The organism is Methanosarcina sp. (assembly GCF_028693135.1).
In the GTDB taxonomy this organism is placed as follows: Archaea; Halobacteriota; Methanosarcinia; order Methanosarcinales; family Methanosarcinaceae; genus Methanosarcina.
Genome location: NZ_JAQUVZ010000031.1, coordinates 24,974 through 38,155, shown reverse-complemented (window position 1 = coordinate 38,155; position 13,182 = coordinate 24,974). Strand labels below are relative to the sequence as shown.

Here is a 13,182-nt window from a genome sequence, read left to right as displayed (position 1 = left end):
TTATTTCCACAACGGTACTTGTGTACATTCTTTTGTTTAGATCTCGAATATAAAGCAAAGATTATTCAGGAATGCAAACGTAAAGAACTGGCTTAAGTCGAATCCTATGAGCATGTTTATTCCCTCCACATTTCATATTATTTCCACAACGGTACTTGTGTACATTCTTTTGTTTAGATCTCGAATATAAAGCAAAGATTATTCAGGAATGCAAACGTAAAGAACTGGCTTAAGTCGAATCCTATGAGCATGTTTATTCCCTCCGAATTTCAGATTATTTCCACACCGGTCCTGTGTAATCTCTTTAGAGTACACTTTTTGTGTATATTCTTGCATACACTTCTCTGAAACGTTTGTTTACAGCCTTCTTTACCAAGCCTCCAAAGCTCGCGACTCTTTCAGCCACTTAGAAAGATTATTGCTGGAATTTTCTCTTATTCTTGAGATCCACAGTTCAAATTTCTATCTGGCAGTGGCTATATTTAGCTATATATACAAGGTTATATAAATTGGACAGAACTACACCTCCTTATGAAAAATAGTCCTCAAATATTTAGAGGCAAGTACCCGCATAACAGAAAAGATAATTTTCAATTCAATAGATGTTTAAATGTTTTACATAAGTTTATAACCTTGACCTAAATATTTGGATGCCTACCCCGGCATAAGAATAACTTTTTAGAACTGATTGATTCAGAGACTACTGTTTTTCATTTTTTTCGATTACATTTATACAACAGATGTATGAGATATATCAGTTAAAAATAATAAAGATAGGTAGAAGGCTAAAAGAATAAATTTCCTGCAAAAGCCATTTTTTTCCAGAAATAAATCTCAATTTCCAATTTCTACTGTCCAAAACTATGCTTATTTTTATGCCCGGTGATTTCAAACAAAAATCATGTTTGAGACTCAATAGTCAATTTAAGTGTCAAAAACAGTGTGCCTAGTGATCAATTTCAAAGTTCAATTTTAAAAGCCTGCAATGGGACCTAGAAATCAATAGCATGTGGACTTGAAAGTTGATCTTTTGAAAAAAATTAAGAGCGCATAGATTAAAATGGATTTTCTTACATAAGGAGTAAAAACAATTAAGATTATTCAATGTGATTTTTCTGATCATATCTCAGTAAAATTGGGGGGGGATGTGAACATTAATAAGAACAGTTTACCTGAGAATAGGCACTCTATTGTCGAAGGTTTACCTGAGAATAGGTACCCTATTGTCGAAGTTTCCAATGTCAAGAAAAATTATATTCTTGGAGCCATGGAGGTTCCGGTACTCTCAGGTATTAACCTTAAAATCGAAAAAGGAGAATTACTGGCTATTATGGGCCCATCGGGATCGGGGAAAAGTACCCTTATGAACCTGATAGGCTGCCTTGACAGGCCTACGGAAGGGCAGGTCCTTATAAGGGGAAGGAATCTGCACAGCATGTCAGATGAAGAACTTGCTCATCTCAGGGGACTTGAGATAGGTTTTGTTTTTCAGACTTTCAACCTTGTTCCTCGCCTGACCGCTTTTGAGAATGTTTTGCTCCCGACTTTTGCCAATTCGAGGAGCATCGATCCACGAAAGCGTGCAACGGAACTCCTGAAACTTATGGGGTTGCAGGACCGTATGCACCACAGGCCAGGAGAGCTTTCCGGAGGCCAATCTCAGAGGGTCTCAATTGCAAGGGCACTCATCAATGATCCTTCAATTCTCCTTGCTGATGAGCCGACTGGAAACCTGGACTCGAAAACAGGTTATGAGATCCTACAAATATTCATGGATTTGAACAATGAGGGAAGAACAGTAGTAATAGTTACACACGACCCTGAGATTGCAAAATATGCTGATAGGGTTGTCCTGGTAAAAGATGGGGAAATTCAATATAACTAAGGTGGGGAATACATGGAATTGATTAAAGAGCGTATTATTGCAGCTTTTTTTTCTTTGCTTCTGATAGCTTCTGTTTTTGCGTCTCCGGCTTCTGCAGCCGTAGGGAGCGCAAACCTGAAAGTAACGATCGTCGAAACAAATCCTTATCCTGCAAAGATAGGAGAATACCTGACCCTGAACATACAGGTGGAAAACGTCGGAGGGGACAAAGCCGATAATGCTGACATCGAGATAGTCCCTGAGTATCCTTTCACTCTGGATTCAAATGCAAACACCATCCAGAACATTGGAGCTCTCAATCCTGGAAGAACTGCTACAAAGGAATTCTATCTGTATGTTGATAAAAAAGCCCAGAAAGGAGTTCGTTCAATTGATATCCGCGTCCGAACTGGACAGGACAGTCCATGGAGTGAGAAGACTTTTGATATAAGGATAGGTACTGAAACCTTTACCAGCAAAGGTACTGTTGAGCTTGCGGAAATCATCTCATCTCCTGAAATCTTTATGCCTGGAGATAGGGGTACTGTTACAGTAACCCTTCGAAACACAGCAACCACGCCTACAGTTACTATAGATGGAAAAGACTATGACACCAATGCGAGAATCCAGGCTGCGGTTTTGAAACCTCTATCTGACGGAATAACTGTTAGTGAAGCTCCATATTATGAAATGGGGCTTGTGGGCCCGGGGGACAGTATCAAGTTGACCTTCAATGTAGAGGTTGAAGATGATGCGAGGGAAGGAATTCACAATTTTGAACTTGCAATTGAGGGAAACTCCTTTGATTACAACAGCAAGAAGAATATTCCGCTTAAAGTGGATTCTTCGAATATAAAAGTCATTCCTTCAAAACCACTACGGATGATAGATGGGACAGCTACCGTGGAGTTTGATGTAGCAAATACCCACCCCAACGAGCTTAACTCTGTCAGCATAAGACCTGAAGCTGAAGGTATAAAGTTTTACCCTGCAGAATATTTCATAGGACCTATGGATCCTGACGAGCTTTTCACAATAGAGTTTGATGCAATGATAGACAACTCGGAAGCCATTAAGGAAGAGTCGGGAGCCATAATTATGAATGTAACTGCAAACTACAACAATGGGATTAACAGGCATGAAAATGTCGCAGGTAACCTGAAACTTGAAACTGATTCCCAGTCTCCTGGGAATAGCTCTACAGCTGCAATTGCGGGTGGACTTCTTTTGGTCTGTATCCCTGCAGCCTTTCTAATCTACAGAAAGAAAAAACAATAAGCAGATGATGATTGGCTAAATATCATATTTGGGGGGTAAAATATGATACAATTTGTACAGGCAGCCCGTATTGCTTCTGGAAGTATACGCAGCTCCAAGCTTCGGTCTGCACTCACAACACTCGGAATTGTGATAGGTATTGCAGCAGTAATCATAAACGCATCACTTGGAGCCAGCTTCAATCAATTTTTTACAGATGAGGTCACCTCTGTAGGCTCAAATTTTATAATTGCATATAGTGACCAGCCAAACCTTTTCTATGGAAGTGAGCTTGAAATCATTGAAAATACTCCCGGAATTTCCGGAGTATCTCCCAGGAAAATAATACCTGGAGAGATTAGCTTTCTTTCAGATACTAAAAGCGTGAGCATTGTGGGTGTAAATGGGGACTTTCAGGAAATCCAGGGAATTAAGATGGAAGAGGGAAGTTTCCTGATTGATAAGGACATTTACTCTGCTGTTCTTGGGTATGACCTTGCAAAAGAGGAATTTGGCAGGAGTATCTCTCATAGAAGCAATGTTGATATTGCATTTCGACAGGAGGACGGCACGCTTGTAAGTAAAAGCTTCAAAGTAAAAGGAATTCTGGAGGATTCAAAAGAAACTATTGTAGGGGGAGATGGCAGTACAGACATGATAGTTTATATCCCTATTTCTACCCTGAATGAGATGACTGGAGAACAGGACTATGGAGCTTTCTTTGCGATGGCAGAAAACTCTGAGAATATCCGGGATGTTTCGGATGAAGTGGATAGAAGGCTTGCTCGAAACTTTGGAATTCCTGAAAGGGATATTGATGATGAAGACGCAAAACCTTATACCATATTCAATCAGGTAGATGTCCTTGAAGAGACCGCAGCATTAGGAGATGCCTTAAGTTCTTTCCTGCTTGTCCTTGCTTTAGTCTCACTATTCGTGGGTTCGATAGGGATCATGAATATCATGCTCGTAACAGTTACCGAACGTACAAGAGAAATTGGTATAATGAAGTCCGTAGGTTACAGCAGCTCCAATATTCAATCCCTTTTTTTGCTGGAGTCCGTGATGGTCAGCGTCTTCGGGGGACTGATGGGGACTGCAATAGGTGGGCTTGGAGCTTACATCCTTGAAACTGTCCTCAAACTTCCACCGGTTTTTCCATTCAAGTTAATCGAAATTGGGATTCTGGTTTCGGTCATTGTAGGTGTAGGTGCAGGGATGTATCCCGCAAGAAAGGCTGCAAGCATGAATCCTGTGGATGCCTTAAGGTATGAGTAAGGGTCTTTCAAGTTTGAAAAAAATGACCCTTATCTTTTCATTATTCAGCATCTTTCGGCTTTATTCATTTCCAGCTTTTCTTTTTCAGTTTTTTCGTTCCAGTTTTCCATTTTTAGCCAGCTCAATTAAAAATTGAAATTATTAAACGAGCCTGCATAGAGATTCTCAAACTTGGCACCATACTTGATGAATATGTATAAAAAATTTAAAATTTTGGTCAATAAAACTAATTCTTTTGCAGATTTTATATTACAAAATAATGTGTATAACAAACACTTAAAGCTTAAAACCAGGAAATATTGATATTGTACAATACTCCGTAAAATAATATATCTAAAGTTTGAACAATGACTGAGGGTTTATGAAGACTAAAATACTCAATAATGAAGTTTCGTCTCCTGGAGGTTCGAATCCGGAAGCAGGCAGAAGTAGTGGAAATGAAGAAAGGATGCCCCCGGAAGAAGGCCTTTTTGCCTCGGATAAAACTTCAGACAAAGAGCCATTTAAGTGTGAATTGCCCCGTTCAAGTCGCCCGGACAGCGGTGCCGGAGGAGAAACTTTGCAAAAAGGGCCCCCGGTAATAGAGGTGATCGATGTCAAAAAAAGTTATACTCTGGGAAATATGGAAGTCCCCATTCTTAGTGACATCAACCTGACAGTAAGGGAAGGAGAATTTCTTGCTATAATGGGCCCTTCAGGGTCAGGAAAAAGTACACTTATGAACCTCATAGGTTTTCTCGACAGACCTACAGAAGGGAAAATCATGATTAAAGGCCTTGATATCAATACACTATCCGATAAGGAGGTTGCCAGGCTCAGGGGACTTGAGATAGGCTTTATGTTCCAGACCTTCAACCTAATTCCAAGGCTTACAGCTCTTGAAAACGTCGAACTGCCCACCTATGCTAATACAAGAGAGGGTGTAGATGCGCGCAAAAGGGCAAAAGACCTTCTTAAAATGGTTGGGCTTGAGGACCGCATGCACCACAAGCCAGGTGAACTTTCAGGAGGGCAAGCACAAAGGGTAGCTATTGCCAGAGCTCTAATCAATGACCCGGCAATTCTCCTTGCGGATGAACCCACAGGAAACCTGGACTCCAAAACAGGTTGTGAAATCCTCGGCATGTTTACCAGACTTAATGAAGAGGGCAGGACTATCGTGATGATTACACATGATCCGGATATTGCGAAGTATGCTGACAGGATAGTGCTCGTAAAAGACGGAATGATCCAGAAAAACTCGGAATAAGCTGGAATAATTCGGAAGATTCAGTGTACTCGGAATTATCCAATACTCAAAATAATACAGTCGTCTCCTGCTACATAGTTGATATTCTGGTATTAGATCCCACAACACAGCTACTGAGTTCGTTTAGATCTACGGTACGCAGGTGAGTTCAAGAGGAGCGCAGCGCGTGAAAAGAAAGAACGAGAGATGCCAGTTGAGGTTATTTTGGAATAAATCCAATAAATTATTCAGGGAGAACCTGTCTTCTTGCAACTGTATTTTGGAAGGTCGGGATTTTTACCAACAGAAGGAGCCTGATCGATTTCTTGATATTACTTCCAAATCTGCTGAACTAGCCGGACTTAAATCCCCTGGATCTCACTATATTAGAAACCTTTTCCACTTTCTTCTTTTGAGTAATGATCTCCTTGATTTTCCTGGCGTTGGGTTTCACAATAAATGTGATTTCGACCAACATAGTTGGTGCAAAATCTTTTCAGGATAAAACAGACTAATATAATATTCAGAATAATATGATAATCAGAATAATTCGGAGTAAACCAGAACATCCAATGAAGTTTCCAAATTTAGTCAATCAGGATGAGTGAGAATGACAGGACTGAAGACTCCAATTACTTTTGTAGTTATATTTCTGCTTTTAGTTTCATTTCTTTTTGCAGCACCTGCTTCTGCGGCAACTGCCAGTGCAAACCTGAAAATTACAATAGTTGAAACAAACCCTTACCCTGCTAAAATAGGGCAGTATCTGGATCTTACAGTTCAGGTAGAAAATGTAGGTAGAGACCGGGCAGATGATGTTGATATTGAAATAATCCCTGAATATCCCTTTTCTCTTGATTCCCAGGCAAACGCGGTGCAGAATATAGGGGCTCTTTCTCCCGACAAATTTGCATCCAAAGAGTTTCACCTTTTCGTGGACAAGGACGCTCAGAAGGGAACCAGGTCAATTGACATCCGTACAAGGATCGATAAAACCAGCCCCTGGAGTGAGAAAACTTTCGATATAAGGATAGGTACTGAAACCTTTGACAGCAAAGGTACTCTGGAACTCAAAGAGGTAATCTCTAACCCTGAAGCTTTCATGCCCGGAGATAGAGGTACTGTTACAGTAACCCTCAGCAATACCGCAACAACTCCTACTGTTACCATTGATGGAAAAGACTATGATACCAATGCGAGAATCCAGGCTGCCGTTTTGAGACCACTGTCTGATGAAGTAGTTGTTCTTGAGGTTCCCTACGGAGAAATGGGGCTCCTTGGTCCCGGAGATAGCATCAAACTAACATTTAACATTATGGTTTCTGAAGATGCAAGTGAAGGAACTCACAACCTTGAACTTGTAATCGAGGGCAATTCTTTTGACTACAATAGCCGGAAGAATATTCCGCTTGAAGTTGACTCTTCGAATGTAAGGGTGATCTCTTCAAAACCCCTCAGACTGGTAAACGGTGAAGCTACCCTCGAGTTTGATGTGGCAAATACCCACCCAAATGGATTTGACTCTGTAAGCATAAAACCTGAAGCTGAAGGGGTGAAATTTTACCCTGCCGAATATTTCATCGGGCCCATGGATGCTGATGAGCTTTTCACAATAGAGTTTGATGCCATAGCAGATCAATCTTCGGAAAACATAGGGGGAACCTCTGAACCGATAAATCTTAGTCTTTCTGCAAGTTACGGCAACGGCATAAACAACCACGAAAATCTGGTAAGTAATCTTCGTATTCAGCAGGTTGAGGAAAAACAGGGAATTAGTTCAGGTCTGATTGTAATTGGTATCCTGCTTGTTGCCCTCGCTGTGGCCGGTGTACTGATTTACAGAAAAAGACAGAGGGAAAACAAATGAGGACTCCGGAGAAACCAAAATCGTCCTGAAATAAGATTTATTAGAAGCCAGAGAGATAGGGAGATAAATATTTAAACATAAATTTTGGGAGTTGCGTCGGAAGTATAGGCAGTTTCAGACCGCTCACTGCCGTTACAACCCCCTGATTGGTAGGGAGATTATTGGAGTAATTCCGGTATCCCTCAATCAATTTGTTCTGATGGGTATCTTCCACTGGGTCCGGCTTATTTTTACTGGATATTTTAATTTAAGTTCTCTTATTAAGTAGCTGTTTTTCTAATTTCAATTTCCTGGTTCAGGTGTCGAGTCCATTTTTTTCGATTTTACTCCTTTAAGAGAAGAGTTTGCTTTTTTCGTTTTATTCTCCGGGAGAGGAGCATTTTCCGATTCTGCCGGAAGGGTGAATGTAAACGTACTTCCTTTTCCGGTTTCTGAGTCAACCCGGATCTTTCCACCGTGAAGGTCTATGAAATTCCGGACAATATATAACCCAAGGCCGGCTCCCCCGTACCCACGGGCGGCAGAAGAATCTGCCTGTGTAAAGGGCATAAATATCTTTTCGTGGCTCTCCTTTGAAAGCCCTATTCCATTATCCGAAACCTTGACCTCAAGAACTCCTTCTTTTTTACAGGCACTGATGATTACCTTTCCTCTTGCAGGAGTAAACTTTATGGCGTTGCTGATCAGGTTATACAGGATCTGCCTGAATTTTGTAATATCAGCCCGAATATTTTTCACAGAAGGGTCTATATTCAATTCAACGGTGACCTTTTTGATCGAAGCAGGCGAAAGGAGGCTCATCCTCACTTCTCCAATGAGGCTTGCTACGTCCACATCCTCATATTTGAGGGTTTTTTCACCGGCTTCAAGCCTTGAGATGTCAAGCAGGTTGTTAATAATTTCTAGCAGGCTTTTCCCGCTTATCAGGATATTGTTGACGTACTTTGCTTGTTTTGTATTCATGGGCCCAAACGCTCCTTCCAGTAGCAGGTCAGAAAAGCCTATTACTGAATTGAGAGGGGTCCGAAGCTCATGGCTCATATTCATTATGAAACTGTTTTTTGCCCTGTTGGTGGCTTCAGCATCTTTTTTTGCTTTGAGAAGGGTGGTTTCCAGCTCTTTTTGCCCGTTTATGTTGCAGGTGTTCACCAGATATTCCCATTTGCCTTTTCTTTTAACGAGAACGCCCTTTTCCTCCACCAGCTCAATAAGTGTGCTGCCTGATAATTCTTCAAGCAGGGAGGTACAGAGAAATGTGAGGTTTCTATTATCTGGACCGATTTCTTCAAGGCTTTTTTCTAACCTTTCAAGGCAGGGCTTGAAGGAGCTTCCGGCACTATTAATATCGAGATTCATTCTAAATCCAGAAAACCTTTCGGAAAAGGCTTTTCCGCTTTTCTCATCCACAAGTTCTTTTACTGCGGATTCAAGCAGGAGAATACTTTTAGAAAGTGTGCCGGTTGGCAGAATCTCTAATTGAGACGAAGTGATGTATTTCTCGACATCCACTCCTGCCTTCTCAAGTTCATTTTTTGCTCTTTCAGCTGCCTGCGAATCCGTAACGGTCCAGAGGCAGTGATCTCCTTTTTCAATCCCTTGTTTAAAATATGCAACAAGTAGTTCGGTCAGTTCTTCGATATCTCTATATACGGCGGAGAGCTGGGAGCTCTGTTGAATGTTTGAAAAAAGTTCGGGGTCTTTGTCAGTATTGTTTATCAAAATCTTTCCCCCTCCATGTGTTTACAATAGTGCATATTTCAGCGCATAGTTTGGATTTGAATGGGGCATGAAGCAAAGGCTGTGAAGGTATAGATGCCAACTTTCAGCAATCTAAATCTAGTTTAACATATTTGGGATAAGTTTATAAAATTTTTAGAATGATACTTCATATTTATCTATTCTTTAGTCTTAACTTTCAGTATTTCCTACACATGCTTATCTTTCTTACCATATAACATCAGCATATATAAGAAATGTGCTAATTTACAATGTTGTGAGGTTGGCTCATTTTTTAACGCCTGTGTTACATCAGAAAACCATTGGTAACAGATCACCCAGCCTATATTCAGCATCAAGCATATCCTAACATATAAAAATCTTTGATTGTTATTTTTTTGTAGGTTCTATTGAAAATCAGTGTCATCCGGAATATATATTTAATCCACTTTGTCATTTATTCTATTTATTGTAAATAGATATTAATGATGATATGGTCAACATGTAGTAGTTTTTGATTTAAATATAATTTCAAAAGTTATGACAAAATCGATATCAACAGAAAATTGAATGGAATTTTACGTCTACCTGCCGAAAGCTGCACCCATGGAAAAATCCCCCATTTATTCAAACAGTGATCTATTATATATTTGAAGATTAATATCTACTGGAGTATATTATCACATTAGTATCATACTGGGATATATTTGTACATTAATATCCAGGAGTTTTTGGAAATAAATCCTGAATGGATTGCCTGAGGGCTGAAGCCCCTTAAGTCCCTCTATACCTGCGTCAACTACCCCTGAGCTAAAGACTCAGGGATTTCCTGCTGAAGATTTATGAAGATTCATTCCAAAATTAAACTCCCCGAAACTTTAAAATGGGTGGGTGTATGCTGAAGGTAAAGCAAGCTATCGGTATCTCTCTTGGAAGCATATCAAGCGCAAAGCTCCGCTCAGGCCTGACTATGCTTGGCATTATCATAGGGATTGCTGCGGTAGTTGCAAACGTATCTCTTGGGGAGAGTTTCAATGTTTTTTTTGAAGAGGAGATAAATGCCCAGGGTTCCAATTTTATTATTATTTACAGTCAGGAACCTAACCTTTTTTACAACAATGAGCTGCAAATCATCAAAAAAACTCCCGGAATCAGCGGGGTTTCTCCCATAAAACAGCAGCTTGGGGAGGTAACTTCCTTCTCTCAGAAGAAAAATATAGAAATCGCGGGAGTAACTGGAGATTATGAGGAGACTGCAAATATAATTATGGAAAGTGGCAGCTTCATAAGCAACCAGGATGCGTTTTCGGCAGCAATCGGATCCGAAGTTGCAAACGAAAAATTTGACAGGAACATATCCACCCGCAGTTCTATAGACATTACCCTGCGTCTGGAAGGGGGCAGGACGGTGACCCGGAAGTTCAAGGTAAAAGGCATCATTGAAAGCCCTGGTACATCTTTCGGAGGAGGGGGAATCAATCGGGACACGAGCATTTTTATTCCCGTGTCAACCATCAACCAGATGCTCGAAGAAGATGATTTCTCAGCCTTTTTTGCCATGTCCGACAACCTTGAGGATTTGGACGTTGTCTCGGACGAGGTAGATAAACGGCTTGCCCGGAACTTCGGAGTCTCTTCACGGGATATCGACGATGAAGACGCAAAGCCCTATACCATATTCAATCAGGCAGATATCCTTGAACAGACGAATCAGCTTGCGGATTCTCTTAAGAATTTCCTGGTTGTAGTGGCTCTGATTTCTCTGCTTGTAGGGTCTATAGGAATAATGAACATCATGCTTGTCACAGTTACGGAACGTACCCGGGAGATTGGAATTATGAAGGCACTTGGGTTTTCAGGCACCGACGTTCTTCTGCTCTTTCTCATAGAATCCGTTATTCTTAGCCTTTTCGGAGGCCTCCTGGGGGTAGGGGTGGGAGTAGGAGGGGCTTATGCCGTCACAAATATCCTTAATCTCCCCTTCCTTTATTCCCCTTACATCTTTGAGGCAGGCCTCATCGTTGCACTCATTGTGGGAGTTGCTGCCGGGGTTTATCCCGCAAGCAAGGCTGCAAAATTGGCTCCTGTGGATGCACTGAGACATGAGTAAATGACTAACCGGGCCAGTTGTTAACCCACACTCATTATTTTTCTGCTTGCAAATTTTCTTTTTTGTACCTCTATTCCTTGAATCGTTTTCAATTTCTTTTTCCTTTAAATTTCTTTTTCCTTTAACCCCCAGTTTCAATTTCAGATTATCACAGGGCATTTATATTCCGTGGAATTATATATCTATCAACATATTGCTTAAAACCGGAATACTAATTACATTTCGGGAGAATTTCAATTTACTTAACCTTGTAGGAGGATTAAAGGGTGGAAACCGAAGAGAAAAAAACCATAGGAGCCAGGAATTTCCTTTATCCCATGCCCATTACCCTCGTGGGTGCCGATGTGAACGGAAAGCCAAACTACCTTACAATTGCTTTTTGCGGAATCGTTCAGGCAAGTCCCCCAATGATCGCAGTTACCCTGGGGAAAATGCACTATACAAATGAAGGAATCAAGGAAAACAATTGCTTCAGCGTAAATATTCCTTCCAGATACATAGTTGAAGCTACAGACTACTGTGGGATAGTTTCCGGGAAAAAGGTAGACAAATCCGGTATTTTCAAAACTTTCTACGGAAAGCTCGAAAAAGCTCCCATGATCAGGGAATGCCCTGTAAACATGGAATGTAGACTAGTGAACACCCTGGACTTCGGCGGGAACAACGAGGTTTTCATCGGTGAGATTGTGGAAAGTTATGCAGAAGAAAGGTATCTATGTAACGGAATTCCTGATATAGAAAAGGTCGAACCCATTGTATTTTCAATGTACGACAACAACTACTGGGGAATCGGAAAACATCTGGGTAAAGCATGGTATGTGGGAAAAAAGTTAAGTGAAAACATTAATGAGGACAGAAACAAAAGTGATCAGTAAAAAGAAGGTTCTACTTATCACTTCTATCTTTGAAGGTGCTGATAAAGGGTTTTGAAAACGATTTGGAGGATTCTGAGCCAAAGAAAAGACGGCTCACCAGTTTTAATTATCATGGGGCAACAGGGGGTTGTTATATGAAAGTAACAGTGTTCAGCGGGAGCCATAAGGGCCGGGAAGGAAACACTCTCATTATGGTTGAAGAGTTTCTAAAAGGAGCAGAAGAAGCCGGGGCAGAAACTGAAAATATTATACTTGCCGAGAAGGATATCAGGCACTGCATGGGAAAATTTGAGTGCTGGCTCAAGACACCTGGAAAGTGCACTATTCGCGATGACATGGATGATTTGCTTCCCAGATTTATGGCTTCGGATATCGTAATCTTTGCATGCCCGGTATATTTTGAGAACGTTCCCTCAATAATGAAAAATTTCATAGACAGGCTTACTCCTGTTCTTCTGCCTCACTTTGAGGAGGATGAGATGGGTGAATACAGGCACTCTAAGCGTTACGAGAAGTATCCGAAATTCGTTGTGATTTCAAATGCCGGGCTGCCCGGGCAAACAAATTTCGAGATATTGCACTTATTTTTCAGGCGGCTAGCGAGAATTTTTCACACCGAACTGATTGCAGAAATCTACAGGGGAGAAGGGGAAATTTTCAGGGGCAAAAAAAATATCATGCTAAAACCTCTGATAGGAAAATACAACAAACTGCTCAGATCCGCCGGAAAAGAGGTTGTTGAAAATCAGGCGCTTTCAGAAAAAACAGTTAAAGACCTTGAAAAACCAATCGTACCTCCGAGCCTGTATATAAAATTCGGAAATGAGGAATGGGACCGGCTTGTAAATGAATCTCAGGAAGAAGGCAAATAAAATCTGATGCTTTTTAATCCGGCCCTTGCTTATTAGACAATCTGGAGAGGATGAAATCAATTGACAGACAATCTGGAGAGGATGAAATCAATTGACAGACAATCTGGAGAGGATG

9 protein-coding genes are annotated in these 13,182 nt (G+C 40.9%); 8 read left to right on the top strand and 1 reads right to left on the bottom strand.

Annotated features, from left to right (window positions below; all coding sequences use genetic code 11):
- The first annotated feature begins 1,147 nt into the window (after positions 1-1,147).
- The 5 genes from PHF18_RS12880 (at position 1,148) to PHF18_RS12860 (ending at position 7,494) form a co-directional block, all read left to right on the top strand.
- Positions 1,148-1,885, top strand: a complete 738-nt coding sequence (locus tag PHF18_RS12880; RefSeq protein WP_300103476.1) for an ABC transporter ATP-binding protein — start codon at positions 1,148-1,150, stop codon at positions 1,883-1,885.
- A 12-nt stretch (positions 1,886-1,897) separates the two neighbouring features.
- Positions 1,898-3,142 carry a COG1361 S-layer family protein gene (locus PHF18_RS12875; protein ID WP_300103474.1) on the top strand — a complete coding sequence of 415 codons (1,245 nt, stop codon included), beginning with the start codon at positions 1,898-1,900 and terminating at the stop codon, positions 3,140-3,142.
- 42 nt (positions 3,143-3,184) lie between these two features.
- Entirely contained in the window at positions 3,185-4,399 is a 1,215-nt protein-coding gene (locus PHF18_RS12870; protein ID WP_300103471.1) for an ABC transporter permease, read from the top strand.
- Between the two features lie 361 nt (positions 4,400-4,760).
- Positions 4,761-5,648 (top strand): ABC transporter ATP-binding protein, encoded by an 888-nt coding sequence (locus tag PHF18_RS12865; protein WP_300103469.1) that lies wholly within the window; start codon positions 4,761-4,763, stop codon positions 5,646-5,648.
- A 589-nt stretch (positions 5,649-6,237) separates the two neighbouring features.
- Positions 6,238-7,494 carry a COG1361 S-layer family protein gene (locus tag PHF18_RS12860; protein WP_300103467.1) on the top strand — a complete coding sequence of 419 codons (1,257 nt, stop codon included), beginning with the start codon at positions 6,238-6,240 and terminating at the stop codon, positions 7,492-7,494.
- 282 nt (positions 7,495-7,776) lie between these two features.
- Here the strand turns inward: PHF18_RS12860 and PHF18_RS12855 are convergent, their stop codons facing one another.
- Positions 7,777-9,213: an ATP-binding protein gene (locus PHF18_RS12855; protein ID WP_300103465.1), complete on the bottom strand. Its 1,437-nt coding sequence runs from the start codon at positions 9,211-9,213 to the stop codon at positions 7,777-7,779.
- Positions 9,214-10,105: 892 nt separating this feature from the next.
- On the opposite strand from PHF18_RS12855, the gene PHF18_RS12850 reads away from it, so the two are divergent.
- The 3 genes from PHF18_RS12850 to PHF18_RS12840 all read left to right on the top strand — a co-directional run bounded on the left by PHF18_RS12850 (position 10,106) and on the right by PHF18_RS12840 (position 13,067).
- The gene (locus tag PHF18_RS12850) at positions 10,106-11,320 is read left to right on the top strand and encodes an ABC transporter permease (RefSeq protein WP_300103484.1); all 1,215 of its coding nucleotides are present in this window, start codon (positions 10,106-10,108) and stop codon (positions 11,318-11,320) included.
- 266 nt (positions 11,321-11,586) lie between these two features.
- Positions 11,587-12,195: a flavin reductase family protein gene (locus tag PHF18_RS12845; RefSeq protein WP_300103463.1), complete on the top strand. Its 609-nt coding sequence runs from the start codon at positions 11,587-11,589 to the stop codon at positions 12,193-12,195.
- A gap of 134 nt (positions 12,196-12,329) precedes the next feature.
- On the top strand, positions 12,330-13,067 hold the full coding sequence (locus PHF18_RS12840) for a flavodoxin family protein (RefSeq protein WP_300103461.1): 738 nt from the start codon (positions 12,330-12,332) through the stop codon (positions 13,065-13,067).
- Positions 13,068-13,182: the final 115 nt, after the last annotated feature.

What these genes read in the sequence shown, in the direction of transcription:
- PHF18_RS12875 (WP_300103474.1), top strand. Translation starts at nt 1,898, where the DNA reads ATGGAATTGATTAAAGAGCGTATTATTGCAGCTTTTTTTTCTTTGCTT.
- PHF18_RS12870 (WP_300103471.1), top strand. Translation starts at nt 3,185, where the DNA reads ATGATACAATTTGTACAGGCAGCCCGTATTGCTTCTGGAAGTATACGC.
- PHF18_RS12865 (WP_300103469.1), top strand. Translation starts at nt 4,761, where the DNA reads ATGAAGACTAAAATACTCAATAATGAAGTTTCGTCTCCTGGAGGTTCG.
- PHF18_RS12860 (WP_300103467.1), top strand. Translation starts at nt 6,238, where the DNA reads ATGACAGGACTGAAGACTCCAATTACTTTTGTAGTTATATTTCTGCTT.
- PHF18_RS12850 (WP_300103484.1), top strand. Translation starts at nt 10,106, where the DNA reads ATGCTGAAGGTAAAGCAAGCTATCGGTATCTCTCTTGGAAGCATATCA.
- PHF18_RS12840 (WP_300103461.1), top strand. Translation starts at nt 12,330, where the DNA reads ATGAAAGTAACAGTGTTCAGCGGGAGCCATAAGGGCCGGGAAGGAAAC.